This window comes from Anaerospora hongkongensis, assembly GCF_004339805.1.
In the GTDB taxonomy this organism is placed as follows: domain Bacteria; phylum Bacillota; class Negativicutes; order Sporomusales; family DSM-15969; genus Anaerospora; species Anaerospora hongkongensis.
Genome location: NZ_SLUI01000008.1, coordinates 237,673 through 264,489 on the forward strand (window position 1 = coordinate 237,673; position 26,817 = coordinate 264,489).

The following is a 26,817-nucleotide window of genomic DNA, read 5'->3' on the forward strand; positions in this document are numbered from 1 at the left end:
GGTGTAAACATGAAAACGATCCTACTTAATACGTTTAAACAACTAAGCGTACTTTTAACCAGCACGGATAAAACAACACAAACTATTCTGCGCATCTTAGCCGCCGTTTTTGGCGGCTATGCGCTAACCGCCAGCGTTATGGCGGCTTTGGCGTTGCTGCTGCCCTGGCCAAAGGTAGACATCCTGTTTTTTCTCTCATTTTTACCTGCTCTTATTTACCCGGCAGCCTTGCTGTGGGTTTTTGCTGTCCCGACCGCTCAGCGTGCCTGGCGGGATGTTCTGCTCGTTACGCTGGCTGCAGCCATACTGGCATTGGTTGCCGCCCGGCTGAGCTAAAGGAGATTTTATGAAAAGATTTACGCTAAACCCCGCTTTTACCCGGGCCATGAGTGAGCTGCATACCTGGGGCGGCTTATTATTCGGCTGGCTGTTGTTTGCCATTTTTCTTACCGGTACATTGTCTGTATTCGAACCGGAATTGAGCCACTGGATGCAGCCTAATTTACGCAGCCCCCAGGCCGAGCCGGTGCAGGCAGTAGCTTCAGCTGACCAAAAACTGCGGCTCCTTGATCCCAAAGCTGATATGTGGATGATCGCCATGCCCCAAAAGCGGCATCCTGATCTTGAAGTAATGTGGAAAAAAGGCAATATCCTGTTAGAAAAACACCTGGACCCTCAAACCGGCAGCATTTTAAAGGCGCATGATACAGAGGGTGGTCATTTCTTTGCCGATTTTCATTATCAGTTGCACAGCGGCAAAACAGGCTTGTGGATTGTCAGTCTGGCTTCTGCCGTAATGCTGGTCACGCTGGTATCAGGAATCGCTATCCGCCGCCAGGTTTTCCAGGAGTTTTTCCGCCTGCGCTGGCGTCCCAACTGGCTCAACGCGCATACAATGACGGGCGTACTCACACTTCCTTTTGTGCTTTTAATTACCTATACAGGCATGACCATTACCTTATTTATGGTCATGCCCGCCGTACCTAAGCTGCTATATGGCAGTACCTGGCATGGGCCGCATATGGTCGCCTCGCAAAATTTTGACCGCCCCCGTGCTAATCTGCCGGGCGAAATGGTACCACTAGCAGAGCTATTACCGCGCGCCGAAAAAGAGTTAGGTAAAGGAAACATCTCCTTTATCCGGATTACGAATCCCCATGACCGTCATGCCGTCGTCACTTTTTTTCGCACTGTTGATGATACAATTGTGGCAATGAGCGCTAAGGCTGCATTTGATGGCGTCACTGGCGAACTGCTCGGCAGCCAGTCAACGTGGAATACATATGTTCAGGCCTATCGTACCTTAGTGGGCTTGCATATTGCCAGATTTGGCGGTTATCCCATCTGCTGGCTTTATTTTGCCGCTGGTCTCGTCAGCTGCATCATGATTGCCGCCGGACTCATTTTCTTTACGATCAAACGCCGCAGCCGCTATTCACGGAGCAAACCAATTTCCCAGGGAATATTTCGTGCTGTCGAAGCCCTAAATATCACAGCAGTCATGGGAGTCGTTATTGCCTGTACGGCATTTTTATGGGCCAACCGCCTGCTCCCCTTTGCACTCAAGAACCGGGCTGACGCTGAAGTTAACGTGTTTTTTATGGTCTGGCTGCTCATGCTGCTCCATGCCTTTTGGCGCCCGACGCTGCGCGCCTGGGCAGAGCAAACCAGTCTTGCCGCCTTACTCTGCCTGGGGTTGCCATTATTGAATGCTTTAACAACCAATGTCGGGTTACTTCCTGCTATTACCCAAAACGACTGGATGACTGCCGGAGTTGATCTGACAGCAGTCGTACTGGGAGCAGGTTTCGCCCTTGTGGCTAAGCGGATATTCAAAAAGAAACAATAAGCAAAAACAAGCATATCAGGCGTTAGCCGATATGCTTGTTTTTTTGCTTGTTAGATTGTCAAATTGCAAGGCTTGCTTGGGACAACGCTCGACACAACGATTACATTTCAGACAATCACTATGGCAGAAGCCCTCGTCAGTACCTTTAGCCGCATAAGGCTCCAGCTGCATTGGACACGCTTTCGTACAAAGCTTGCAACTAACACAAGAATTTCCCACTGCTAACGGGAGTGTTTTTTTTCGCCGGCTGATCCAACTGGCCAGTGTCCCCATTGGGCAAAAAGAGCACCAGGTCCGCTGGTGATAGATCAGCCCCAAAACAATCCCCACTATCGTCGTAATCAAAATGATTTGCACAAACACCTTGCCCATGGCCGCCCAATCGCCCCAGGCATAAATCATTTGCACTGTAAAAACAGACATAATGAATAAAACCATAACCGCGCGAAAGACGGTATGGGAAAAGAAAGCAGGAATCTTCCGCTGTGGCGAAAGTTTCACCAAAACATGATCATAAAAGCTGCCCCGGGGGCAGTAATTGCCGCACCAGTACCTCCCCCGAAACGGGGCAACAGCAACAGGCGCAATCATACACGTCAAAGCAATGATTCCGACTGCGGGATAAACCAGCCCAGTAGCTAAGAAGGCTAATAAAATCCAAAATAAATATAGTCGGATGCGTTTTCTCATTAACGATCCCGCCTTTATCAGTTTATAAAAGTCAAACTTCACTTTCTTACCATGGTAAGCATCATTTTAGTTAAACTTTCCATTCGCTGACGCACTTTGTCATCGGCAATCTGTGCTTCTTCCAGGCATGCTTCTGTATAATTTTCAAGAATGTGCGCACTTAGTTTGTTCACTGCGCCCGTGATGGCACTCAGCTGGAGAAGAATTTCCTCACATTCCTTGTTTTCATCCACCATTTTCTCAATACCGGCAACATGACCTTTGATTGTACCCAAGCGTTGCTGCACACTTTTTCTTAACTCTTCTTTCGTCATGACTACTCTCCTTACCCCACCCCCAGGGGGAGGTGCTTTTATTATTACTATACCCAATTACCTGTCTAAAATCAATCCTCATCTAACGATAACCATTATTTTCCACATCAGAGAGTCGCCCGTTTTGTTCATTCAGCTTACTAAGATGTTCGTTCGGCTCATAGCATAGACAGATAATGGCACTTATAATAAAAGTGCCGTCTTCGTTTAAGAAAGACGGCACAGCAATGATGAATGTAACAGCCTACAGGTTGTATTATTGGTATCCGTCAGCGATCAGTGAAGTATAGATGTCTTCCACCAGTTTGTCCAGCTCCGGTTCCTGAGCAGCTTTCATTGCCGAATTAACTTCAAAGGGCTTACCAACGATCTGCATTTTTTTCATGTTTTCGATTAAGTTGCGCAGAATAGGCACCGACTTGCAGGCCCAGGTATAATTGCCGACTAACGCTACTTTCCGGTTTTGCAAGTTTAAGCCTGCCATTTCGTGCAGCAAGGCTTCCATGACAAAGTACAATCCCATATTATAGGTCGGCGCGCCAATGACCATATGGCTGTATTTCCAGGCATCGGCAATAATGTAAGACGGATGGGTTTTGGACACATCATACATCCGCATATCGCGAACCCCTTTTTCCCCCAGCTTCCCGGCAATCCGGTTCATAACATTTTCGGTGTTGCCGTACATGGAGGCATACAGGAGGACTACACCCTTCTGCTCCGGTTCATAACGGCTCCAGCGATCATATTTATCAAGAATATAGGCCAAGTTTTTCCGCCAGACAGGCCCATGAACAGAACAAATCATGCGAATCTCTAATGCAGCCAGTTTCTTCAGTGCCGCCTGCACCTGGATACCGTACTTGCCGACGATATTGGCGTAATAGCGTCTGGCTTCATCGAGATATACATGTTCAAAATCAACCTGGTCACTGAAAATCGTTCCCGGATGAGCGCCAAAGGTGCCAAACGCATCTGCTGAGAAGAGGATTTTTTCCGTTTGCTCGTAGGTGACCATAACCTCCGGCCAATGCACCATCGGGGCAAAGAAGAACTGAAGAGTATGCTTGCCTAATGCAAGCTGGTCACCCTCTTTTACTTCGCAATAGTTCTCGCTTTTATTTAAAGAATAGAATTGTTCGATAAACTGAAAGGTTTTGCTGTTGCCTACAATTTTTACATCCGGATAGCGCCGTACTAGTTCTTCAATATTTGCACAGTGGTCAGGCTCCATATGATTAATGACCAGATAATCCAGTGATCGCCCGCCAAGGACGTGGGTTACGTTCTCCAAATACAGAGCGCTGATGGATGAGTCAACCGTATCAATAAGTGCCGTCTTTTCATCCATAATTAAATATGAGTTATAAGCTACCCCATGAGGTATCGGAAACATATTCTCAAACCGTTCCAGTCTCCGGTCACTGCCGCCTACCCAATGAATACTGTCAGCAATTTCCTGAACATAATACATAACGTTCCTCTCCCTATGCTACAATAAGAAAAATTTCATCTTTCTCTTTATTGTAGCATAGGGAATTTGCTTTTTAAAGGATAGCAATTTATTTAGGCTTTACTGCTGTTACCGTTTGGCCAAGATCGTTCTCCAGCTTGTCCAGGAATGAGATAAAGGCTTCAGCAATATTAACGTTCAGACGGCCGGACAAGACAAATATCCACCAGAGGCACTCTGCCAGCTTGGCTGAAAGTTCCTGTTTAACCTCCCCGTTATATACCCATCGGCCTTCTGCGGACATAACCAATCGCCCTAAAGCACCGATGTCCGTAGTAAAAGCCAGCATATCCTCTTCCGTAGTCCAGGCACCATTATGGTTACGCTCTTCAAGCTGCTGGTATAAACGGCGTATATGCATGGAACGTTCGGCTGCTGTGATAAAATCCGTATTCATGATAACTACCCCTTTGTTATGAATTTGCGCAGTAACAATTAAACCTGCTTTGGCTATTATATATAAGAGAATATGACAGCAGTCTGTCATATTCTCTTATATTGATCATTTAGTCTGATCTTATGCAAACAAGCCGTACTACCCCGCACTTATAACAACCTGGCAGCGCTCATCCCCAGCCACGTAGCCGAAAAGCCGAGCAGGATATTCAGCCCTACATTATAGAAAGCATGCAGCATATCAGCTTCATACAATAAACGCAGCGTTTCATAACTAAAAGAGGAAAAAGTCGTCATCCCGCCAACAAACCCCACCGTAATTAACAGCCGCCAATAGGGGCTGATACTGGCTTTCTCAGTTGCCAGGGTCATAAAAGCACCGATAACAAAACAACCAACTATATTTACAATCAGCGTGCCATAGGGAAATTCTGTGCCAAACCGCGCGGCAGCCCATACAGAGACCAAATAGCGCGCTGCTGAGCCAACAGCTCCGCCGATTGCTACTAAACATACTTCCAGCAACTCTTTTCACCTCACTTGCAGCAATTATGCGATAAAAACAGACTCCTACCACATTGTGGTAGGAGTCATTACCGTTTCCACGGGGTTTAAGGCGAACTCCATCGCCGTCTTATACGGTTATTTGTATTTATTATAGAGCAGTTCGTTTTCCACCGTCAACAACAGAATTGACCAGGCCGTCTAGTGCCGCTTTGCGACAATAGAAGTATGAATTGCAGTAGATATATCTGACAATAACCTGTTGGCAAACGCCAATTCCTCTTGACTATATGCACCGAAAATTTGCCTGAATAAATCTTCTGCCTCCTTGTGCGAGGCTTCATGAAGCTCAAAAACTTTTCTCCCCAAAGGCTTTAGCCGGTAGTAAATTTCTTTTTGGTTATCCGTCAGCCGGTAAGCTTCGATCATATTTTTATTTAGTAATTTTGTTGTTATCTTAGAAATGCCACCTTTGGTTATATTCAGTTTTTTGGCAAGGGCCGTTGTATTAGACATAGCGTTGCGTTCAATACAATCAATTACATGACATTCCATCAAGGATATACTGACATTACGCAGCTCTTCATATTCCTCTTCCAATAAGACAACTTCTAAAACTCTCTTTTCATATTCTTCAAGATCATTAAGCCTATATAGTAAAACTTCAAGCTCGCTAATTAAATTCTGGATTCTTTTCTCTCTGCTTTGCATACTACCAACCTAACTTTTATTAGTGTGTTCTTTTTTTAAATATTTTTTATTATACAATAGGTAAATATACAAAGCCAAGCATAATTGTTTCCACGTCAATAAAAATATAGTTGACGCGGAAACAATATTTTTATATAATAAAATCGTTTCCAAGTTAACAAAAATATTAATAAGGAGCGATGTATGATGAAAATTGATTTGACAGTTACTGTTACCGAAGATATTAGGAAGTCACTGGCAGATATGACTGCCGCTGCTCAAATACCACCATACGTTCAATTTGGGCACCTCGGCACTCACTTCGACGTTATGGACAAAAAATTCCCTTTGGAGAATACAGAAAGAAGAGGCATCCTGTTTGATGTCAGCCATGTGAAAGAAAGAGAAATTGATATAAGCGATATTACTTTGAACAAAGTCACCGAACACGATTTTGTTATGTTTTATACCGGATGCCTAAAAGAAAACACTTTCGGCACGCCAAAATATCTCCAAACCCCTCTTGAATTATCCAATGCACTGATAACTGCGCTATTAAATAAAAAAGTAAGTATGATTGGCATCGATTTTCCTGGTATTCGTAAACCTGCCGAGCATCCCCAGGCTGACCAGTATTGTGCCGACCACGGAGTCTTTGTCATTGAAAACCTGGCAAATCTGGATGAATTGCTCGCAGCCGCTAAAGGGCAGCCGTTTTTAGCACATACGTATCCAGTGAATTACGAGGGACTGACAGGTCTCCCCTGCCGGGTGGTTGCCGAAGTTTAACGTCGCAATTTCCTCTTAAAATAAGACTGCGTTCACCCGTTTTACGGAGTGAACGCAGTCTTATTAACCTTATTTATAAAAATCGTCTTTCCAAAAACCGATTATTTTATAGCATCAAGTGCCAGATTCAGTTCCAGCACATTGACACGGGGTTCACCAAAAATGCCCCATTGTCTGCCTTCCACCTGCTGTCCTACCAGTTGCCGTACCACATCAGAGCTTAACCCGCGCTCCCTGGCAACCCGCTCTACCTGGGCATAAGCAGCCTCAGGCGTGATATGGGGATCGAGGCCGCTCGCCGAGGCCAGCACTAAGTCAGAAGGTACCGCAGCCCCTCTAGACAAGCCGTTTTCTTCCCGTATTCTTTGCACATTATCCTTCACCGTATCCATCAGTTTCTGATTGGTTGGCCCCAGGTTGGAGGCGGAGGAACCAGCCCCGTCATAGCCTTCCTTGCCGGCCGCCGATGGACGGCTATGAAAATAGCCGGGACTGGTGAAATTTTGACCAATTAATCTGGAGCCAACTGGCACACCGTCCCGAATGATCATAGACCCGTTAGCTTGATCAGGAAAAACTAGCTGTGATACACCTGTCATCACCAGCGGATAAACAAAACCGGTTAGCATGGTTAGGGCTGCAAACAGCACTGCCGCACTGATCATTTGTCGAAACATCTTGTTGAACACCCTTTCCAGTTATTCTGAATTCATTCTCATTAGCTGACTGTGATTACTAGACCAGTCCAAGTGCCGTAATTATCAAGTCGATCAGCTTAATCCCCATAAAGGGAGCCAGGATTCCGCCTGCGCCATAAATTAAAAGATTACGTCTGAGCAGGATTTCAGCTCCTACCGGACGGTATCGCACCCCGCTCAAAGCTAATGGAATTAAAGCGATAATAATTAAGGCATTGAAGATAACAGCACTTAGAATCGCACTTTCCGGAGTAGCCAGGGCCATGACATTGAAGACGTTTAGTTCCGGAAATACTCCCGTAAACATAGCCGGAATGATCGCAAAATATTTGGCGATATCATTGGCCACACTGAAGGTGGTCAGCGAGCCGCGGGTAATCAAAAGCTGCTTGCCAATTTCCACCACTTCAATCAGCTTGGTGGGATTACTGTCAAGGTCAACCATATTGCCGGCTTCTTTGGCGGCCTGGGTACCGCTGTTCATGGCTACTCCCACATCAGCCTGGGCCAATGCCGGGGCGTCATTGGTGCCGTCACCGGTCATGGCCACCAGCATTCCCTTTTCTTGATACTGGCGAATGAGCCGTAGTTTGTCTTCCGGTGTTGCTTCGGCCAGGAAATCATCCACTCCGGCTTCGGCGGCAATGGCTGCAGCCGTCAAGGGGTTATCACCGGTAATCATGATCGTTTTAATTCCCATCTGCCTGAGATCGCGGAACCGTTCCCGAATACCGCCTTTCACGATATCCTTCAGGTGAATGGCACCAAGCACGTATGCGCCTTCGGCCACAACAAGGGGTGTCCCGCCGCTTTTCGCAATTGTTTCACAAGCTTTTTCAACCGCATCCGGGAATACCCCATCCTGCCTTTGTATCTGTTTTTTGATGGCATCCACCGCACCCTTGCGGATTTCCCGGCCGGTTACATTCACGCCGCTCATCCGGGTCTGCGCTGTGAAGGGTACAAACTCAGCTTCTATCGCCGTTAGGTTCCGTTCCCGCAGATTATACTGCTCTTTAGCTAAGATAACGATGCTCCGGCCTTCCGGTGTCTCATCGGCCAGCGAGGCCAGCTGCGCCGCATCGGCCAATTGTTCCGGACTGATGCCGGGCGCCGGAATAAACTCAGTCGCCATCCGGTTGCCAAGTGTAATGGTGCCTGTTTTATCCAGCAGCAGCGCATCCACATCGCCTGCAGCCTCTACGGCCCGGCCGGACATAGCCAGCACATTTCGTTTTAGCAGCCGGTCCATACCCGCAATGCCAATAGCGGAAAGCAACCCGCCAATGGTGGTCGGAATTAAGCAGACCAGCAAGGCGATTAAAACTACCACTGGTAGTTTGATCCCGGAATAGCTGCCAAAGGGGGCCAGCGTAACAACGGCAAACAGGAAGATAATCGTCAAGCCGATTAGCAAAATCGTCAGGGCAATTTCGTTAGGTGTCTTTTGCCGTTTCGCTCCTTCTACCAGGGAAATCATTTTATCAAGGAACGTTTCGCCGGGATTAGCCGTAATCCGGATTTTAATCCAGTCGGACAGCACCCGGGTACCACCTGTGACCGAAGATTTATCACCGCCTGATTCGCGGATGACCGGCGCCGATTCTCCCGTTACGGCGCTTTCATCGACCGAGGCCATTCCATCGATAATTTCACCGTCGCCGGGAATAAACTCCCCGGCTTCCACCAGCACCACATCCCCCTTACGCAGTTCCACAGCATCTACCAGGATCGTCTCGCTGCCGCTGACTTTTTTAGCCTTCGTCTGAGTGCGGCTGCTGCGCAAGGCATTAGCCTGTGCCTTTCCCCGTCCTTCGGCAACCGCTTCAGCAAAGTTAGCAAACAAAACCGTAAACCATAACCACAATGTGATTTGCAAGGTAAAGAAGGTCGGTTGATCATTTCCCTGCATAAAATCGCGTACCGTAAACCAGGTGGTCATGATCGCCCCGATATACACGATCAGCATGACCGGATTCCGCATTTGAGTACGCGGGCTTAACTTGCGAAATGCATCGCGCACTGCACTGCTTACGATTTTTTTATTAAAACTGCCTCGAATCGTATTCATTCCTATTCACGCCTCCTTTTAAAATGCAGTTCCTTGCAGCATCAGCAGCTGTTCGACGATCGGCCCCAGCGTCAGCACCGGTAAGAAGGTTAAGGCACCAACGATCAGGACAATACCGGCTAAGAGCAGAACAAACAGCCCACCGGTTGTCGGGAATGTGCCGGGACCGGGAGGGGAAACCCTCTTTCCCGCCATGCTGCCGGCAATCGCCAGAATGGGCAGAATGACACCAAATCGGCCAATCAGCATTCCCACTGCCAGCATTCCATTATAAAAGGGGGTGTTGGCACTTAAGCCGCCAAAGGCACTGCCGTTATTCCCTGCGGCCGAAGAGAACGCATATAAGATCTCACTCAAGCCATGCGGCCCGGGATTGAAAATAGAGGCTATGCCAGGTTCGGTAACTACGGCAATAGCACTGCTGGTCAGGATGGTAACCGAGGGGAATAATATCCCCAGTGTTGCCATTTTGGTCTCCCGGGCTTCAATTTTTTTCCCGAGATATTCCGGCGTTCTGCCGACCATCAGCCCTACAATAAATACCGTCAAAATAACAAACAGCATCATTCCGTAAAACCCGGCGCCCACCCCGCCGATAATGACTTCTCCCAGCTGCATTTGCAATAAGGGGAAGAGGCCGCCCAGCGGTGTAAAGCTGTCATGCATGGCATTCACCGCACCACAGGAAGCCGCTGTCGTGACCGTAGCGAACAAGGCCGAACCGGCGATGCCAAACCGGACTTCCTTGCCCTCCATCGCCGTGGGACCGTCTACACCCCAACCGGCCAAGTTCGGATTTCCATGTAGTTCACTGAGGTAAGTCCCTATTAGCATCAGAACAAACAACAACACCATTGTCGCCAATATCGCATATCCCTGCCGCCGGTCCTGGGCTATCCATCCGAAAGCCAGCACCAGCGCCGTGGGAATGAGAAAAATGCTTACTGCTTGCAGAAAGTTAGTCAACGGTGTAGGGTTTTCAAAGGGATGAGCGGAATTGGCATTAAAGAAGCCGCCGCCATTCGTTCCTAACATTTTAATGGCTTCCTGGGAAGCCACCGGCCCCATTGCCAGCGTTTGTTCCGCTCCCTCCAGCGTTTGTACCGTCAGGTAAGCGGATAAATTCTGTATCGCCCCTTGCTGCACCAACAACAAGGTAAATATAATCGCTAAAGGTAACAACACGCGCAGTGTGCCCCGTACCAGATCGACCCAAAAATTGCCGATCGTCGAAACCGATTTACGGGTTAATCCCCGGATCAAGGCCACCGCTGCTGCCAGCCCCACGGCGGCAGAAACAAAGTTTTGCACAGTTAATGCCGTCATCTGGGTGAAATAGCTCATAGTCGATTCCCCGCCGTAGGCTTGCCAGTTGGTATTGGTCATAAAGCTGACCGCGGTATTGAGCGCCAGATGCCAGGGTGATACACCGCTGAAGTTGGCCGGGTTCCAGATTAGTCCCCCTTGCAAAAGTTGAATGAGAAAAACGGCAGCTGCACCCAGGACGTTGAACATGAGCAGTGCTCCGGCATACTGCCGCCAATTCATCTCCTGTTCCGGATTAATTCCCGCCAAGCGGTAAAGCATTCGCTCCACCGGCTGAAACAGCCGATCAAAAGATGTCCTTTCCATCATAAACACATTAGCCATATACTTGCTCAAAGGCCAGGCCAACAGCAATACGACAAGGAGAAACAGCCCAAACATTATCAGATCTGTCATCATGTTAAAACTCCTCCGGTTTCCATAAAGCATAAAGTAAGTACACCAGTAACAAAACCGCCACGATTCCTGCCAACCACAAGTCAGCCATAGTTCCCCTCCTGCTTCCTTGAACTTCAAAATCATTGTACCTCCGGTCGGGATAAAGATGCTGATAAAAGATTGCCTTAAGCCATAAAGAATCGGTAAAGATCCCAAAAAGAAACAGACTGCTTGTTATAAAGCAGTCTGTTTCTTGTCTAAACGGCGGGTCTAGCGTCCCATCAGCCGGTAGCCAATGCCTGACTCGGTAACAATATAACGGGGCTGAGCCGGGTCCTGCTCAATCTTGCGTCGCAGTTGGCCAATGTAGATACGAATATAGTGGGTATCGTCCCCGCAAGCATTGCCGCCCCACCCGGCCTTTAATAATTGTTTGTGCGTCAGCACCCGCCCAGCATGGAGCATCATATATTTGATCAATTCATACTCGGTTGGTGTCAGCTTGATCTCCCGTTCATCCACCGTAACCCGCCGCTGCAGGAGATCGACAGCCAAGCCACCACAGCGCAGGACCGGTTCATTGTCATTGCTGACGATCCGGCGCAGACAGACCCGTATGCGGGCCATGAGCTCACCGATCCCAAATGGCTTGGTAATATAATCATCGGCACCGGCGTCCAGCGCGGCAATTTTTTCCTCTTCCTGCTCACGGGCTGTCAAAATAATCATAGGCACTGCCGACCATTCCCGAATCTGCTGGATAACCTGTTTGCCGTCCATATCCGGCAGTCCCAAATCCACAATGACCAGATCAGGCTTAAAGACCGCCGCCTGCTGAATTCCTTCCAGCCCATTTGCCGCCTCGCACAATTGATAGCCATGGGCGAGCAGGGAAACATGGAGTAATTTTCGCATCTGTGGTTCATCATCAATGACTAGAATCCTAAGACCCTTTTCTGTCATCCCACTCACTCTCCTTAATCACACTCCTGTTACCGTTAGCAGGTACAGGAACAGCAAAGACAAAAACGGCTCCATCATCCGGGTTATTCTTAGCCCAAATCCGTCCCTGATGAGCTTCTATGATACTCTTGCAAATGGATAACCCCAATCCCGTGCCAGCAACCTTTACCGCCTGCTGCGGCGCACGGTAAAATTTCTCAAAGATCTTAGCCAAATCCTGCTGAGGTACGCCGCAGCCCCTGTCCTCTACGGAAATGAAAACTTCCGACCCGTTTTGTTCGGCACCAATGGTGAGTTCTGACCCTGAAGGTGAATACTTAATGGCATTATCCAGTAAATTTACTAAAACATGCTCTAGCAAGACGCAATCAGCCCGCAGCAGCGGTAAATCAGGAGCGATCCGGGTTCTGAGGATATGATTGCGCGTTGTTTCACCCATGCGGCGAATTGCTGTACCCACAATATCTTCTACATCACACCAATCTATTTTTAACTGCAGCATGCCGCTTTCCAGCCGGGCGGTGTCCAATAAATTAGCCACTACACGCTCCATGCGGTTCGCACTATTTTTCACCGATTCCAGCAGCTCCTGCCGGATTTCAGCACTATATTGCGTTGAACTATCCAGCAAGGTAGCAATGGCCGCGCTAATTTCGGCCAGCGGCGTCCTCAGTTCATGAGAGACCGAATTGAACAATGCCGTGCGCAGTTGATCCGATTCTTTTAGTAACGCCGCCTGACGGGCGGTTTCGGTCAGCTTGCCCCGTTCCACGGCAATGGCTGCCAAGCCTGCCCAGGCATAAATAAGCTGCCGCTCTTCCTGCGTCATTTTCTGCTGACCCACTTCGATGCCAAAAACCCCTATCGTTCGTCGGTCAACAGTCAGCGGCACGAATAAAAAATCAGCACCAGGCAACGTCTCCGTTGATCGTCCTGCTACCTGCCCATTAACCCAGACCCAGTTCGCCACTGCATGCTCTCCGGCCGGTAATTCCGCTTGGCCGCCTCTGCCCTCTAGTATATTCGCAGCATAGCGTGCTTCTACTTTTAGATTTCCCCGTTCTTCCGGCAAAAGTAATACTGTATTTCGCCCTAGCGCTACACCTGTGTGTCTGACAAAGGTCCAGGCAATCTGGTTTACATCAATAATCGCTGCAATCTGGCTGCTAAAATCATATAAGGTCCGGACACTGGTTTCCCGCTGTCTGGTCAGACGTACTTCTTTTTTTAGTATTTCGGTCCGGCCACCGACCACAAAGGAAATGACCAGGAAAATAGTAAAACTCCATAAATAGCGAATATCACTCACGCTAAAGGTTAACACCGGCGGGGTAAATAAAAAGTCGAACGCCAAAACACTGGCCAGCGCAGTAATATACGACGGCCACCGGCCCCAGCGGACAGCGGTAAACAAAATCGGCAATAAATACAACAGGGCGATATTGACCTGCTCTAATTGTTCTCTGCCCACCCAGCTAATGGCCGTAACCGCTGAAGTCATCACCAGACCACCGGCAATCGGCAGCCAGGCAATAGGCGGCACGTCTTTCCGGGCTGTACTGATAGGTGAATGTGCTTCAGCCTCTGCCTTGCTTTGAATGACGTATACATTAATGCCCTCACTTTGCCGGAGCAGCTTTTCCACCATAGATCCTTGCCAGAATTCCCGCAGTCGGCTATGACGTGGTTTGCCGATCACGACAGCTGTTACATTTTCGTTACGGGCAACGGATATCATTTCTGCTACAATGTCTTTACCGGCCACGGTAATAATTTTGCCACCAAGCTCCTCTGCCAGATGCAAATTACGCCACACCCTGTCCTGCTCCTTCTCTCCCATGGGAAAACGGCGGGAAGGAGTGTCGACATAGACAGCCAGAAAATCAGCCCGTAATCCTTTTGCCAGACGATGGGCGGCTCGGATAAGCTGAGCGGAAAACGGGCTGGCACTGACACAAACCATGACCCGCCCAGCTGCCGGCCATGGCCCGTCAATATGATTTTGCCGCATGTACTCAGTCATATCCTGATCGACCCTGGAAGCAGTAAAGCGCAGGGCAAGCTCCCGCAAGGCATTGATATTGCCCGGACGGAAAAAACTTTTTAACGCCTGCTGCGCCTGATCCGGAATATAAACCTTGCCATCTTTTAACCGTTTAATCAGTTCTTCCGGCGGTATATCAATCAACTGAATATTGTCGGCCTGTTCAATAAATGAGTCCGGTACTGTTTCCCGGACAATGACACCCGTGATCTGGGCCACCACATCATTAAGGCTTTCAATATGTTGAATATTTACAGTTGTATAAACATCGATTCCGGCGTTCAATAGTTCTTCCACATCCTGAAAGCGCCGGACGTGGCGGGAGCCCTTCACATTGGTATGTGCCAGCTCATCCACCAGTACCAGTTCCGGCTTTTGTTCCAAAATCGCGTCAATACCCATCTCGGTTAATTTCTTGCCCCGGTATTCTATCACTTGAGGAGCAATGCGAGGTAAGCCGACTACTAATTTCTCCGTCTCGGCCCGGCCATGCGTTTCCACCCAGCCAATCGCTACCCGCACACCTTCTGCCAGCCGGTCATGTGCGGCTTCAAGCATGGTAAAGGTTTTCCCAACCCCGGCGGCTGCTCCCAGAAATACTGTTAGCTCACCTTGATGCTCCCTATGAATTTGCTGCAGCAGCTGTTCAGGATCAGGCCTGCGCTCCTCCTCTTCTTTCATGGATGATAGCAACTCCTTGTTAGCAAAATTTCTATATACCTATTGTTTCCGCGTGAATCTAATATCACCTACATATCTTCAACAAATCATTTTATTAATCATTTCTCATATGTGACTGCAAAACTTCCTTCCGTCCTTTGAAGGTAAATCATACTTTATAAGAAGTACCGTGCCTTTAACGGACACGGTACTCGATACCATCTATTTCTGCAAATGAAAGGGAAGCGTAGCGACGACTACATTTTTATTAAAAATCAGCAGCGTCCTTAAAACCAGGCCGGTCTGATTGTGCAGCAGACGGTGCCACCATTTCCGCGTCTCAAACTCAGGAATTACCACAGTTATATAATCCTCCGGCTGTTTGCGGCGGGTTAATTTTTCCACATATTGCAATAACGGCTGGATCACCAAGCGGTAAGGCGAATAAATCGTCACCAGATTGACTTCCGGATTCCACTGACGCCACTTTTCTTCTACCGCCGGGATTGCCTCCTTATCTGTTGCAATATGCAGCGCGATAACCTCATCCCCGATCTTTTTGGCATACCGCATTGTTTCCGCCACTACCCGGGTCGGGCTAGCTACCGGCACAATAACATAGTGTGTTCCTAGAAGCTTTGCCTGATACGGCCCTTCCTCCAACGGCAAGTGCAGCTGTTCTGCCATATCTAAATAATGCCTCTTAATTTTTTTAAAGATGATCATCATGACCGGAATGAAAATCAATACGATCCAGGCACCCGCAAAGAATTTACTGACTGCAATTACAACCACGACAATCCCTGTTATGACCGCCCCAAACCCATTGAGCATGGCCCGCCTGCCCCAGTTACGGCCTCGCTCCCGCCACCAGTGAACCACCATGCCAGACTGGGCAATGGTAAACGAAAGAAACACGCCAATGGCATAGAGCGAAATAAGATGTTCCACATCCCCGTTAAAGCCGACAATAAGAAAACCTGCTACCAGACTCAGCAACACAATGCCATTGGAAAAACTGAGCCGCTCACCGCGCATGCCCAGATAGCGGGGCATATAACCATCCTGCGCCAAGAGAGACAATAGCGGCGGCAAGCCATTATAGGCGGTATTGGCCGCCAGGAACAGAATTAACATGGTCACCATTTGAATGTAATAATAAAACCAGCCTCGGCCTACCGTTTCTTCGGCAATCTGCGACAACATGGTCACATGAGGGATGGGCATCACATGATAGTGAATCAGCAAAAAGGAAATACCCGTCAGCATAATGGCCAACAGACCAGACATCCAGTAGGTTGTCTTAATGGCATTTTCATGCTCCGGCCGCTTAAACATGGGTACCCCATTCGAAATAGCCTCCAAACCGGTCATGGAACTGCAGCCATTAGCAAAAGCGCGCAACACTAACGCCAACATCATCCAATCGAGCTCCTGGCGGGCTAGTGCGGCTGGTGGAAAAACAGGCCCCGGGCCAGTGAATGCCTGATAAACACCGGTGATGATTAAGCCCATTATCCCCAGAACAAACAAATAGGTCGGGAATACAAACACATGCGCAGACTCCCGAATCCCACGAAGATTGATTAACGTAAGAATACCGAATAAGACCACGAGATCAATGCTGACTTCCTGCCCCTGCAGTGCCGGAAATGCGGATACCAGCGCTTGTGTGCCCGCACATATGCTTACGGCCACCGTCAGCACATAGTCAGCAAATAATGCGGCTCCCGCCACAAGAGATGGATATTCCCCCAGATTCTTTTTTGCTACCGAGTAGGAACCGCCTCCGCCAGGATTAGCTCTGGTAACTTGGGTATAAGAGGCCGTAACAATAGCCAGTAAAATAAGTACCGTTAAAAACGCATAAGGATAATAGCCATAGGCCACTAACCCCGAAATAGCTAATACCAGTGCAATTTGCTCCGGGCCGTAGCCAACCGAAGATAAGGCATCGGAAGAAAATATGGCTAATGCCTTCCACTTGGGCAACCGCTCCCCCATGGCTTCCCTGTTATGTAAGGGCCGCCCAATCAGCATCTTTTTAATAGAGCGAAACAGCGTGATTACCTCCTGCTATGATTCCTGTATTATACGAATAAGTTGCCATGACGAAGCTGCGATTAAACCCGAAGCAAACAACGTTACTGTATAAGTAATCAACAAATTTTAAATAACGCTACTATTTTACCCTCAAATGCTGTAAAGAAGGTATTAAGAAATAGCTCGTTCCTGTAAAGAAAATGTAAAGATTTTGCCTTTAATCAAATCAGCTTGATTTCCTACCGAACACGCCATCTTGGGTTCGGCTTAAATCTGGCAAATTGCACAACATGCAGAGGGTTTCCGTCACACCTGGAGAAACTATCCACTAGAGTACCAAGAAGGGGGCCTTATCATGCCCACATTGCAGCTTATAAAAACCTATCCGGTTAAGACTTTGCTCCTAGCCTCCGGATTGTGTGCCGTGTCATTTTATTTTTCCACTGGATTTTACGATAACTGGCTGCTAACCTGGCTGGCAGCACTGCCTGTCTGTTTTTATGCCTTGCAGTCCCGGCCTGGAGAAGCAGTGCTGGCTGCGTTTACGGCTTACTTTCTCGGTGCTACGAACCAGTTTGGCTACCTGCCTCCCCTGACGTTTATCGGGGCAACACTGCTGAGTGCAGCAGCATTCAGCGCGTCCGTTCTGCTCCTGCGCTCGCTAACCCTGGTCAACCGTCCAATTTTTGCACCGTTTGCCTTTGCTGCTGCCTGGACCTCATTTGAATTTATCCGTTCGCTTGTTTCCTCTTTCGGCACTTTCGACAGCCTTGCCTATACCCAGGTCTACAATCTTCCAATCCTTCAATTGGCTTCCCTGACCGGTATCTGGGGCATAACGTTTCTGCTTATGCTGATTCCTGCCTGTCTGGCTGTTAGTTGGCACAACCGCCAAAATAAGAGCATTTGCCGCCTAATCCTTCTTCTTTCAGGCAGTCTTTTAACAGTGAGTCTTCTTTTTGGCCTCGGCAGGCTCTATCTGCCAGCAGACGGGCCAGTTATTAAAATCGGCCTTGCCGCTATACCGGCAACCAGAGAAGAACTGCGCAGCCAAAACACCGAAACCATAACCACTACACTGCACCGTTATAGCAGCAGCATTGATGTACTGGCAGCTGCTGGGGCCCAGACTGTACTATTACCGGAAAAAATAGTTTTCCTGACAGCCGCAGCCCGCGAAACAGGCCTGTCTATTTTAAGTGAGACAGCTGCCAGAAACAAAGTCACACTCATCGCCGGACTCAGCCTCCAGGAAGAGCAGCTATATAATACCGCCCTGGTATTTTCCCCAGACGGTTCTGTCCTTCACACTTACCATAAACAGCATTTGCTTCCAGCCTACGAAAGCCATTACACCCCGGGAAAAGCGCTTATCTTTCCGGATATCTTTACGAGCGGCCGTGCGGGAATTGCCATTTGCAAGGACATGGACTTTGTCCTGCCGGCCAGAGAATACAGCAAGCAAGGGGCGGGCATTTTGTTTGTGCCGGCACTGGATTTTATCAATGACGGCTGGCTGCACGCCCGCATTGCTGTGATGCGCGGCGTGGAAAGCAATGCTGCTGTAGCCCGTGCAGCTCAGTGGGGACTGCTGACGGTCAGCGACAGCCGGGGCCGCCTCCTGGGTGTAACATCCACCAGCACAGCCGCCGGTGAAACCAGCCTGCTCCGCGAAGTACCGCTGGGGAGCGGCCGCTCTCTGTACAGTCTGACCGGTGACTGGCTGGGCTGGCTTTGCTTGCTCATAACCGCCTTGACCGTATTGCGGCTATATTGTTTGCCACAACGGAGCAGGTGAGAGCCAAATCTTATAAATCCACGGTATTACTTCAACCCTAGATCAGCTCATAAAGTCACATTATGGAGGGATTCTTATGTTTGGCATCATTCATTATGAAATGTTCCTGGCTGCTTCCATCATTCTGAATATTACACCAGGGTCTGATACGATTTACGTGTTAAGCCGGAGTGTTGCGCAGGGGCGCAGGACGGGGATTTACTCGGTCCTTGGTACCAGTGCCGGCTGCGTCATCCATACCATACTGGCCGCCCTTGGCCTATCCGTTATTTTAGCGCAATCTGCTGTGGTTTTTATGATGGTTAAAGTAGCAGGGGCCGTCTACCTCGGCTATCTCGGCCTTACCATGCTGCTCGCGAAGAATACACCGGCAGCTGCACCGGCCCAAACAGCCATGTCGCCCCAAAACACCTTTTGGCAGGGGTTAATTATCGATGTACTCAATCCCAAGGTAGCGCTGTTCTTCCTCTCGTTTATGCCGCAGTTTATTGATCCGCATAACAGTTACGGAATAATTCCCTTTTTAATCTTGGGCATAACTTTTATCGTTACGGGTGCCCTCTGGCTGCTATGCGTAGTTTATTTTTCGGCCAAGGCCACCACACTGCTGCGGGAAAAGACGAATGTGATGAATAAAGTTTGCGGCAGTATCTATCTGCTGTTAGGAGCTAAGCTGCTCGCTGCCGAAAAAAGCTAAGCAGTGCCCTTGCCAAATCCAACCGGTGCCGCCATATGAAATACAAGTCTGCAACAAGGAATTTTCTTGTCAGATTGCATATTTACGAACTTCTTTCCCCTCCCGTTTGTGCTTGACAAATGGTTAACCTAGTGTACAATATGAACATAGAGGGTCAAACAGGATATTTTACTAATGACATGAGGTTAAAACAATGACGGAGCAAAGAAAAGCAATGCTGGAATCGATTCTCAGGTTGTCTAGGAAGTTTTTTGAGGCAATGAAACACCCAAATAACTTTGGCACAGACAGACTCTTATACTCGTCAGAAATTCATACCCTTGAAATGATTGGCAAACATCCCGGTATAACCGTGACCGAACTGGCAGACCGGCAGGGTATTTCCAAAAGCGCGCTGCCAAAGCTCATCCATAAACTTATCGAAAAAGACCTGGCCTACCGTTATCAGGAAACCGGCAATAAAAAAAATGTTCTTTTGGAATTGACGGACAAAGGCCGGCTTGCCGTTCAAAATCACTTCAAATTTCACGAAACCTTTGACAGCGGCATTATGCAAAAACTCAACTCATTAACGCCGGAAGAATATTTATTTCTCAACGATATCCTGCAAGAGCTGGAGCAGTATATTGACCAGATGGAGCCGCAGGAATAAAAAAAATTAAGCTAACGCGATGTTCAGCAACAACTGCCGCCAAATAAGCCTTCTCCATCCGGCATTCTTCTTATTCTCCGTCATCGTTCACTAGGTTAACATTTTTCGAGAATAAACTGTTTTACATTAACAGCCCTTTCTAACCGACTTCCCAACCGACGTATATTGGAGCCCGGTATGCACTTCACTACGCTCGGATGCCAAACTATAATCTCATTTTTTCTTAGCCAAATACCAATCTGGAGAAAGGAAAATCACTAGTGAATACTTTTGAATTACAGGAAAAACTTGGCGGCAGATATAAATTGACCCGGCAGAGAGAGATTATTTTTCACACGCTCAACAGTTATCCAGGCCACCATCTTAGCGCCGAAAATATCTATGAAATTGTCCATGAGCAATATCCAAAAGTCGGTCTGGCTACTGTCTACCGTACCCTGGAATTGTTCAGCATGCTGGCTATTGTGCAAAAACTTGATTTGGGCGATGGATGCCTGCGTTATGAACTATACCCACTCCACCATCATCACCTGATTTGCAATAGCTGCGGTAAGGTTATTGAATTCAAAGGAAGCCTGGCGGATACATTGGGTACCATTATTGATGCTAAGATGGATTTTTCAGTTCAGGATTACCGTCTATACATATATGGATACTGTAAGGATTGTCAAGCCAACCGAGACCACACGGATCTTCCCGAATCCCCTGCGCAGAATGTAACATCACGCCGCAAGGTCATCTGATTCCCCGGCCACTCATTTTTCATTGCCTGAAGCAAAACCAATCGTTCACCTGGTTAACTTTTTTTACAAATGCCTGCTGCTTCCCCCAGACTGCGCTGTCAATGATTCATCTTTAATTGAATAAATTTCTTCCGGAAAAACAGATTGTATACGATAAGGAGTGTTTCTATGTTCAACATGCGACTGAATTTCAGCCGAAAAAAATACTATTATGCCCTGGCTGCTTTAACTGCAGGCTGCCTATTGATCGGGGCCATGGCAAAAACACATTTCTCCAAAGCACCAATAAAACCAGAAATCCTCCCCGTGGTCCGCACCCAGCTCCTTCAGGCAGCTAATTCCGGACAAAGCTACACCTATGCGGGGGAAGTGCGCGGCCGCTACGAAAGCCAGCTGGCTTTCCAGGTTACCGGCAAAATCATCAAACGCAACGTGCAGCTAGGCAGCACAGTCACTGCTGGCGATGTGCTGATGCAGATGGATGCGAAAGACATTCAGCAGACGGTAAGCAGTAATTCTGCCCAGATATATGCCGCCCAATCGCAAGTCAGACTGGCGGAAAGCAATTTGAGCCGCTACAGGCAATTACTGAACAGCGGCGCGATCAGCCATGCGCAGTATGACCAGTACGTCAATACCTATGATGCTGCGGCAGCAGCTTTGCAGCAGGCGACAGCTCAATCCATGCAGGGAGCCAATCAGCTGGGTTACACTTTATTGACAGCCGCTCAGTCCGGAGTTGTCTCGGCTATCACCGCTGAGACAGGTCAGGTTGTCAGCGCCGGCCAGGCAGTTATCACCGTTGTCCAGGACGGAGAGCGGGAAATTGAAATCAATGTCCCCGAAAACCGGCTGGAAGAACTAAAAGCCGCCGAACAGCTCCACATTACCTTCTGGGCTTTACCAAACGTGACACTGAACGGCAAGGTACGGGAAATCGCGCCCATGGCTGACCCGGCAACCCGTACCTTCAAAGTGCGCATCAGCCTGCTCAATCCGCCGCCATCTGTCAAATTGGGTATGACGGCCACCGTTGCCTTAGCCAGCAGCACTGCTCAACCTGCATTTTCTATTCCACTGTCTGCACTCTATCAAACTGGCGACACCCCTGCCGTCTGGGTTGTAAACGACAATACTCTGACACTGCGCCCCATCCAAACCGGCCCATTCGGTAATGGCACAATTCAGGTGCTGGCCGGACTACAGCCTGGCGACCGGATTGTCACCGCAGGTGTTCATAAATTGACAGAAGGACAGAGGGTAAAAACAACCGGTGATGCCCTGTGAGCCATTTTAACCTTACCGCCTGGTCATTAAACCACAAGCAATTCATTTATTTTTTGGTCTTCCTCTTTTTTGTGGCCGGCCTCTTTTCCTACAAGAATGTGGGACGCATGGAAGACCCGGATTTCGCCATTAAACAAATGATTGTCAGCGTTGCCTGGTCAGGAGCCACCGCCAGCCAGATGGAAGAGCAGGTTACGGATAAAATTGAAAAGAAACTGCAGGACCTGCCTGGGCTTGACTATCTGAAAAGTTATTCTACACCGGGACGTACGGTAATTTACATCAATCTCAAGGATCAGGTACCCGCCAAGGAGCTTCGGGCCAGATGGGTGGAAGCCCGCAATATGGTAAACGATATCAAAAGAACCTTCCCCGAAGGCGTTTCTGAGCCCAGCTTCAATGACCGGTTCGATGAAGTATACGGCGTAATCTATACGCTGACCGGTGATGGATTTACTTACGAGGAGATGCGGGAAAAAGCTGAAAAGATCCGCCGCATTCTCTTAAGCGTTCCCAGCGTGAGTAAAGTCCAGCTTCTGGGAGTACAGACTGAAAAAATTTACATTGAAATCGAAAATAGCAAACTGGCCCGTTTAGGTCTTGATCCGTCCGTAATTACCGCCGCCTTAAAAGAGCAAAATGCCATGGCCGCCGCCGGCATGCTGGAAACGGCATCTGACAATGCTTACTTACGAATTACCGGGATGTTTGAAACTCTGGAAGACATCCGCACTACGCCCCTTCAGGCAGGCGGCCGCACCTTTCGTCTGGGAGACATCGCCAAGGTGACTCGCGCCTATGCCGAACCAGCCGACCCGAAAATATTTTATAATGGTCAGCCGGCCGTCGGCATCGCGCTGGCGATGGAACCGGGCGGCAACATTCTGACACTGGGCAAAAATCTTGATAGTACGCTCTCCCAAATAAAGCAAGAACTGCCGGCCGGGCTGGAGATCAATCAAACTGTTAACCAGCCGAAAGTTGTGGAATCCTCTATCGGCGAATTTGTGGAATCCCTGGTCGAAGCGATCGTCATCGTCTTAATCGTAAGCTTTGCCAGTCTGGGCATGCGGTCCGGCGTGGTCGTGGCTCTAACCATTCCTTTGGTCATTGCTATTACCTTTACCTTAATGTACCTGACAGGCATCGCCTTGCAGAGCATCTCACTGGGAGCTCTCATCATCGCGCTAGGCTTGTTGGTCGATGATGCCATCATCGCCACGGAAATGACGATCGTCAAGCTGGAGCAAGGCTGGAGCCGCTTCGACGCCGCTTGTTTTTCCTATACCTCTACCGCCTATCCCCGCCTGACTGGCGCGTTAATAACGTGCGCAGGCTTTATTCCCATCGGTTTTTCCAAAGGGCTCGCCGCCGAATTTTGCGTCGATCTCTTTTGGGTCATATTCTTCGCTCTCCTTGCTTCCTGGCTGGTTGCCGGAGCAGTCACACCTTTGCTCGGGTACCAGTTTATTAAAATAAAACCGGCCCAGCAAGCAACCAGTGAAAGCAATGCGCACCATGACCTTTATGACACCCCGTTTTACCGGCGATTTAAATGCTTATTACTGTGGTGCATGCGTCACCGCAAAACCGTACTAACAGCTACTGCCGCCGCATTTATCGGCTCTATCTTGCTCCTGGGATTGGTCAAACAGGAATTCTTTCCTGCTTCCAGCCGTCCGGAGCTCATCATCCAGCTCAAATCACAGGAAGGAGCTTCCCTGACCAACACTGCGGAAGTGGCCCGTCAGTTTGCGAAAGAATTGGACGGCGATCCGAATATTTCCTATTATACCTATCATGTAGGGGAAGGTGCTCCCCGCTTTGTGCTCAGTTTTGAACCAACCTTCAATAAATCGAATTTCGCTGAATTCATTGTAGTGGCCAAAGATGTTCAGGCCCGTAATACGCTGGCCCAAAAAGCCGAGCGGTTATTAAACACCGAATTCACAGATGTCCGGGGACATATAAAGCTACTATTCACCGGAACGGGACCCGATTATCCGGTGATGCTGCGGGTAAAGGGCCCTGACCATGAAAAAGTTCGTGAAGTCGCTGAACAAGTCCGCGCCGTCATGGCCGCCCATCCGGCTACACAAAACGTAAACCTCAACTGGAACGAGAAAAGCAAAGTGATGCACCTCGAAGTTGACCAGGCTAAAGCAAAAGCCCTCGGACTCAGTTCCCAGAAATTAGCCGCATCGCTCCAAACCCAGTTGTCCGGAGCACCGATTACCGAATTTCGTGAACAGGATAAAACCGTCAGCATGGTTCTCCGGTTTGCGGAAGCGGACCGCAATAACCCGGAACAGCTCAAAAACCTCAACATCCATATCGACAGCGGCAAATATGTCCCGCTTGACCAAATTGCTACCATCCGTTATGACGCCGAAGAAGGCTTAATTTACCGGCGTGACCTGCTGCCCATGATTATGGTACAGGCGGAACTGAATCCCACGTCTAAACTTACCGGCTCGGACGTGACCAAGCAAGTTTACGCCAGTCTCCAGGAACTCAGAAACGATCTGCCCGCCGGCTATTTCATTGAATTTGACGGTGCAACGGAACGCAGCATTAAAAGCAGTAAATTCCTGGCGGAACCCATCCCAGCTATGCTGCTTATCATTATGATTCTGCTCATGATGCAGCTGCAAAGCATACCAAAAATGCTGTTAACCCTCTTTACAGCGCCGCTGGGTATTATCGGTGTATCCATCAGTCTCCTGCTCACCGGAAGTCCGATGGGCTTTGTGGTCCAATTGGGGATTCTGGCCTTGTTCGGTATTATTATGCGCAATACCGTTATCCTGATGGACCAGATTGAACAACATCTGGCAGCCGGCGACTCGCTATGGGACGCTATCTTGTCAGCGACAATCAGCCGCTTCCGCCCTATCATGCTAACAGCCGCAGCCGCTATCCTGAGCATGATTCCGCTGGTACCCAGTACTTTGTGGGGCTCCATGGCGATTGCCATCGCCGGCGGGTTGCTGGGAGCAACCATCCTGACGTTGCTGGTGCTGCCGGTTATGTACGCTGCCTGGTATAAGGCTCAGCCGGATACCAGTATGTACAACCTTCCACCGAGCCTGCCAGGCAGCCAATTAGTCAACAAACCTGAAATACAATAATATATTCTTATCTCTTAAGCTCACCGACAGCGGCCAATGCACATGATATACGCATTGCCCTGTCACTGTGTGCTTACTATCAAGCATGATTTAACCAATAATGGAAAGGACATCTCACACCCATGCTGAAACACAAGAATGTAATCCTTGTTTTAGGGATTATTTTTATTGCTTCTAATTTAAGAACTCCGCTGACAGCAGTAGGACCGCTCGTTAGTGATATACGGTCTGATCTTGGTATTTCAAGCGCAATGGCTGGCTTCCTTACGACACTGCCATTGCTTACCTTTGCCGTACTTTCGCTGCCTTCTTCTAAATTAGGCACCAAAATAGGCAATGAACTTGCTATCTTGCTTAGCCTTATTGTGTTAACTGCCGGCATACTACTGCGTTCTGCAGGTGGAAGTGCCGCCTTGTTCGCCGGAACATTTCTGATTGGTACGGGAATTGTAGTCGGTAATGTGCTAATCCCCAGTATTATAAAACAAAAATTCCCTGAAAAAGTAGGATTAATAACCAGTATTTTTTCAATTGCCATGTCCCTTTCGGCGGGAATTTCATCTGGCATGAGTGTGCCGCTTGCCAACGATCTCCACTTAGGGTGGCGACAGTCTCTGCTGGTGTGGTTCTTGGCTGCTGTAGCAGCCATCATCTTTTGGCTGCCTCAAATTTATCATCGCGAAAAAGCAGTGAAAGTCGCAAAACCAGCTTCCACCGTTAACTCTGTTTGGCATTCTTCACTGGCCTGGCAAGTGACCTTCTTTATGGGGCTGCAGTCCTTTCTTTTTTATTGCTTTATTGCCTGGCTTCCTGCCATTCTCCAAAGCCATGGCTTAAGTATGGCAAAAGCCGGCTGGCTACTGTCTTTTTCCCAGATCATTGCCATCCCTGCCTCATTTATCGTACCAATATTAGCTGATCGCCTTAACGACCAACGTAGTATTACGGCAATTGCCTGCCTGATCTATTTTATGGGACTGCTTGGACTGCTGCTGAGTAAAAATATGATACTGCTCACTACATCTGTCGCCTTGATTGGGATTAGCGGAGGTGCCTGCTTCAGCTTAGCATTTACTTTTATCGCACTACGGAGTAACAATGGCGCCCAAGCTGCAGTGTTATCGGGAACGGCTCAGTCTGCGGGCTATTTGCTAGCGGCCGCAGGTCCAATTTTCATTGGTTATTTGTTTGATTACACGCAGACCTGGGCTTCTCCTATTCTCTTATGGCTATTTATCACATTACTTCTCTTATATGCCGGTCTTGGTGCCGGACGAAACCAATCCATTTTCCCAATGGTCGAGAACAAATAGTGGTCCGATGCACAATTACCCATCCGATTGATTTTTTAAGGTGACTGATTGCATATTTTACAATCTATGGGTATAATATAAGAAAAGGACTGACGTGCTCGATACACGCCAGCCCCACAGGTTGTCTAACCGGAACGGTTAGCCCGGACTAAAGGCTATAAGAAATAACCGCAATCCTTGGCTGATATGCTCCCCAATAAGTAGACAGGAGAAATAATAAAACCTGTTACCGAAAGGGAGTATTTTTCATGTCTAAAAAGAGTCGATA

Annotated in this window: 23 protein-coding genes and 1 riboswitch; of the genes, 10 read left to right on the forward strand and 13 right to left on the reverse strand. The window is 48.5% G+C overall.

The window, feature by feature from the left end:
- Positions 1 to 9 precede the first annotated feature (9 nt).
- Together EV210_RS13595 and EV210_RS13600 are read left to right on the forward strand one after the other, a co-directional pair.
- Positions 10 to 336 carry a DUF3649 domain-containing protein gene (locus tag EV210_RS13595; RefSeq protein ID WP_132081493.1) on the forward strand — a complete coding sequence of 109 codons (327 nt, stop codon included), beginning with the start codon at positions 10 to 12 and terminating at the stop codon, positions 334 to 336.
- A gap of 10 nt (positions 337 to 346) precedes the next feature.
- Complete coding sequence (locus EV210_RS13600) at positions 347 to 1,849, forward strand: PepSY-associated TM helix domain-containing protein (RefSeq protein ID WP_132081496.1); 1,503 nt, start codon at positions 347 to 349, stop codon at positions 1,847 to 1,849.
- 15 nt (positions 1,850 to 1,864) lie between these two features.
- Here the strand turns inward: EV210_RS13600 and EV210_RS13605 are convergent, their stop codons facing one another.
- The 6 genes from EV210_RS13605 to EV210_RS13630 all read right to left on the reverse strand — a co-directional run bounded on the left by EV210_RS13605 (position 1,865) and on the right by EV210_RS13630 (position 5,977).
- Positions 1,865 to 2,539: a 4Fe-4S binding protein gene (locus tag EV210_RS13605; RefSeq protein WP_132081499.1), complete on the reverse strand. Its 675-nt coding sequence runs from the start codon at positions 2,537 to 2,539 to the stop codon at positions 1,865 to 1,867.
- Positions 2,540 to 2,577: 38 nt separating this feature from the next.
- Entirely contained in the window at positions 2,578 to 2,853 is a 276-nt protein-coding gene (locus EV210_RS13610; protein ID WP_132081501.1) for a metal-sensitive transcriptional regulator, read from the reverse strand.
- 256 nt (positions 2,854 to 3,109) lie between these two features.
- Positions 3,110 to 4,327: an FprA family A-type flavoprotein gene (locus tag EV210_RS13615; protein WP_132081504.1), complete on the reverse strand. Its 1,218-nt coding sequence runs from the start codon at positions 4,325 to 4,327 to the stop codon at positions 3,110 to 3,112.
- 88 nt (positions 4,328 to 4,415) lie between these two features.
- Positions 4,416 to 4,763: a nucleoside triphosphate pyrophosphohydrolase family protein gene (locus EV210_RS13620; protein ID WP_132081507.1), complete on the reverse strand. Its 348-nt coding sequence runs from the start codon at positions 4,761 to 4,763 to the stop codon at positions 4,416 to 4,418.
- A 149-nt stretch (positions 4,764 to 4,912) separates the two neighbouring features.
- Entirely contained in the window at positions 4,913 to 5,287 is a 375-nt protein-coding gene (crcB, locus tag EV210_RS13625; RefSeq protein ID WP_132081510.1) for a fluoride efflux transporter CrcB, read from the reverse strand.
- A 52-nt stretch (positions 5,288 to 5,339) separates the two neighbouring features.
- Positions 5,340 to 5,402, reverse strand: a riboswitch (Fluoride riboswitch).
- A gap of 65 nt (positions 5,403 to 5,467) precedes the next feature.
- Positions 5,468 to 5,977, reverse strand: coding sequence for a MarR family transcriptional regulator (locus tag EV210_RS13630; protein ID WP_132081513.1), 510 nt, complete (start codon positions 5,975 to 5,977; stop codon positions 5,468 to 5,470).
- A 183-nt stretch (positions 5,978 to 6,160) separates the two neighbouring features.
- Here EV210_RS13630 and EV210_RS13635 point away from each other — a divergent pair, with 183 nt between their 5' ends.
- On the forward strand, positions 6,161 to 6,745 hold the full coding sequence (locus tag EV210_RS13635) for a cyclase family protein (protein ID WP_243650548.1): 585 nt from the start codon (positions 6,161 to 6,163) through the stop codon (positions 6,743 to 6,745).
- Positions 6,746 to 6,846: 101 nt separating this feature from the next.
- Here the strand turns inward: EV210_RS13635 and kdpC are convergent, their stop codons facing one another.
- The 7 genes from kdpC to EV210_RS13670 all read right to left on the reverse strand — a co-directional run bounded on the left by kdpC (position 6,847) and on the right by EV210_RS13670 (position 16,946).
- On the reverse strand, positions 6,847 to 7,422 hold the full coding sequence (gene kdpC, locus EV210_RS13640) for a potassium-transporting ATPase subunit KdpC (protein ID WP_132081516.1): 576 nt from the start codon (positions 7,420 to 7,422) through the stop codon (positions 6,847 to 6,849).
- 58 nt (positions 7,423 to 7,480) lie between these two features.
- The gene (kdpB, locus tag EV210_RS13645) at positions 7,481 to 9,514 is read right to left on the reverse strand and encodes a potassium-transporting ATPase subunit KdpB (protein WP_132081519.1); all 2,034 of its coding nucleotides are present in this window, start codon (positions 9,512 to 9,514) and stop codon (positions 7,481 to 7,483) included.
- Positions 9,515 to 9,532: 18 nt separating this feature from the next.
- Positions 9,533 to 11,239 (reverse strand): potassium-transporting ATPase subunit KdpA, encoded by a 1,707-nt coding sequence (gene kdpA / locus EV210_RS13650; RefSeq protein WP_132081522.1) that lies wholly within the window; start codon positions 11,237 to 11,239, stop codon positions 9,533 to 9,535.
- A 1-nt stretch (position 11,240) separates the two neighbouring features.
- Positions 11,241 to 11,327, reverse strand: a complete 87-nt coding sequence (gene kdpF / locus EV210_RS23460; protein WP_132081598.1) for a K(+)-transporting ATPase subunit F — start codon at positions 11,325 to 11,327, stop codon at positions 11,241 to 11,243.
- Between the two features lie 161 nt (positions 11,328 to 11,488).
- Positions 11,489 to 12,181, reverse strand: a complete 693-nt coding sequence (locus EV210_RS13660; protein WP_132081525.1) for a response regulator — start codon at positions 12,179 to 12,181, stop codon at positions 11,489 to 11,491.
- Positions 12,162 to 14,906, reverse strand: a complete 2,745-nt coding sequence (locus EV210_RS13665) for a sensor histidine kinase (RefSeq protein ID WP_132081528.1) — start codon at positions 14,904 to 14,906, stop codon at positions 12,162 to 12,164. The genes EV210_RS13660 and EV210_RS13665 overlap by 20 nt, the downstream gene beginning before the upstream one ends.
- 201 nt (positions 14,907 to 15,107) lie before the next feature.
- Positions 15,108 to 16,946 (reverse strand): APC family permease, encoded by a 1,839-nt coding sequence (locus tag EV210_RS13670; RefSeq protein WP_132081531.1) that lies wholly within the window; start codon positions 16,944 to 16,946, stop codon positions 15,108 to 15,110.
- A 337-nt stretch (positions 16,947 to 17,283) separates the two neighbouring features.
- Between EV210_RS13670 and EV210_RS13675 the strand changes: the two genes are divergently transcribed.
- The 7 genes from EV210_RS13675 (at position 17,284) to EV210_RS13705 (ending at position 26,549) form a co-directional block, all read left to right on the forward strand.
- A complete protein-coding gene (locus EV210_RS13675; RefSeq protein ID WP_132081534.1) occupies positions 17,284 to 18,726 on the forward strand; it encodes a nitrilase-related carbon-nitrogen hydrolase in 1,443 nt (480 codons plus the stop codon).
- Positions 18,727 to 18,802: 76 nt separating this feature from the next.
- Positions 18,803 to 19,423, forward strand: a complete 621-nt coding sequence (locus EV210_RS13680; RefSeq protein ID WP_132081537.1) for a LysE family translocator — start codon at positions 18,803 to 18,805, stop codon at positions 19,421 to 19,423.
- 193 nt (positions 19,424 to 19,616) lie between these two features.
- The gene (locus EV210_RS13685) at positions 19,617 to 20,075 is read left to right on the forward strand and encodes a MarR family transcriptional regulator (protein ID WP_132081540.1); all 459 of its coding nucleotides are present in this window, start codon (positions 19,617 to 19,619) and stop codon (positions 20,073 to 20,075) included.
- A 260-nt stretch (positions 20,076 to 20,335) separates the two neighbouring features.
- Positions 20,336 to 20,818 carry a Fur family transcriptional regulator gene (locus tag EV210_RS13690; protein ID WP_132081543.1) on the forward strand — a complete coding sequence of 161 codons (483 nt, stop codon included), beginning with the start codon at positions 20,336 to 20,338 and terminating at the stop codon, positions 20,816 to 20,818.
- A gap of 168 nt (positions 20,819 to 20,986) precedes the next feature.
- Positions 20,987 to 22,105 (forward strand): efflux RND transporter periplasmic adaptor subunit, encoded by a 1,119-nt coding sequence (locus EV210_RS13695; RefSeq protein WP_132081546.1) that lies wholly within the window; start codon positions 20,987 to 20,989, stop codon positions 22,103 to 22,105.
- Positions 22,102 to 25,236, forward strand: a complete 3,135-nt coding sequence (locus EV210_RS13700; RefSeq protein WP_132081549.1) for an efflux RND transporter permease subunit — start codon at positions 22,102 to 22,104, stop codon at positions 25,234 to 25,236. Before EV210_RS13695 ends, EV210_RS13700 begins: the two co-directional genes overlap by 4 nt.
- Positions 25,237 to 25,358: 122 nt before the next feature.
- Positions 25,359 to 26,549 carry a CynX/NimT family MFS transporter gene (locus tag EV210_RS13705; RefSeq protein WP_132081552.1) on the forward strand — a complete coding sequence of 397 codons (1,191 nt, stop codon included), beginning with the start codon at positions 25,359 to 25,361 and terminating at the stop codon, positions 26,547 to 26,549.
- Positions 26,550 to 26,817 lie beyond the last annotated feature (268 nt).

Excerpts from the sequence above, each read along its gene's own strand:
- EV210_RS13595 (WP_132081493.1), top strand. The coding sequence starts at position 10 with ATGAAAACGATCCTACTTAATACGTTTAAACAACTAAGCGTACTTTTA.
- EV210_RS13600 (WP_132081496.1), top strand. The coding sequence starts at position 347 with ATGAAAAGATTTACGCTAAACCCCGCTTTTACCCGGGCCATGAGTGAG.
- EV210_RS13605 (WP_132081499.1), bottom strand. The coding sequence starts at position 2,539 with ATGAGAAAACGCATCCGACTATATTTATTTTGGATTTTATTAGCCTTC.
- EV210_RS13610 (WP_132081501.1), bottom strand. The coding sequence starts at position 2,853 with ATGACGAAAGAAGAGTTAAGAAAAAGTGTGCAGCAACGCTTGGGTACA.
- EV210_RS13615 (WP_132081504.1), bottom strand. The coding sequence starts at position 4,327 with ATGTATTATGTTCAGGAAATTGCTGACAGTATTCATTGGGTAGGCGGC.
- EV210_RS13620 (WP_132081507.1), bottom strand. The coding sequence starts at position 4,763 with ATGAATACGGATTTTATCACAGCAGCCGAACGTTCCATGCATATACGC.
- EV210_RS13630 (WP_132081513.1), bottom strand. The coding sequence starts at position 5,977 with ATGCAAAGCAGAGAGAAAAGAATCCAGAATTTAATTAGCGAGCTTGAA.
- EV210_RS13635 (WP_243650548.1), top strand. The coding sequence starts at position 6,161 with ATGATGAAAATTGATTTGACAGTTACTGTTACCGAAGATATTAGGAAG.
- kdpC (WP_132081516.1), bottom strand. The coding sequence starts at position 7,422 with ATGTTTCGACAAATGATCAGTGCGGCAGTGCTGTTTGCAGCCCTAACC.
- kdpB (WP_132081519.1), bottom strand. The coding sequence starts at position 9,514 with ATGAATACGATTCGAGGCAGTTTTAATAAAAAAATCGTAAGCAGTGCA.
- kdpA (WP_132081522.1), bottom strand. The coding sequence starts at position 11,239 with ATGATGACAGATCTGATAATGTTTGGGCTGTTTCTCCTTGTCGTATTG.
- kdpF (WP_132081598.1), bottom strand. The coding sequence starts at position 11,327 with ATGGCTGACTTGTGGTTGGCAGGAATCGTGGCGGTTTTGTTACTGGTG.
- EV210_RS13660 (WP_132081525.1), bottom strand. The coding sequence starts at position 12,181 with ATGACAGAAAAGGGTCTTAGGATTCTAGTCATTGATGATGAACCACAG.
- EV210_RS13665 (WP_132081528.1), bottom strand. The coding sequence starts at position 14,906 with ATGAAAGAAGAGGAGGAGCGCAGGCCTGATCCTGAACAGCTGCTGCAG.
- EV210_RS13675 (WP_132081534.1), top strand. The coding sequence starts at position 17,284 with ATGCCCACATTGCAGCTTATAAAAACCTATCCGGTTAAGACTTTGCTC.
- EV210_RS13680 (WP_132081537.1), top strand. The coding sequence starts at position 18,803 with ATGTTTGGCATCATTCATTATGAAATGTTCCTGGCTGCTTCCATCATT.
- EV210_RS13685 (WP_132081540.1), top strand. The coding sequence starts at position 19,617 with ATGACGGAGCAAAGAAAAGCAATGCTGGAATCGATTCTCAGGTTGTCT.
- EV210_RS13695 (WP_132081546.1), top strand. The coding sequence starts at position 20,987 with ATGTTCAACATGCGACTGAATTTCAGCCGAAAAAAATACTATTATGCC.
- EV210_RS13705 (WP_132081552.1), top strand. The coding sequence starts at position 25,359 with ATGCTGAAACACAAGAATGTAATCCTTGTTTTAGGGATTATTTTTATT.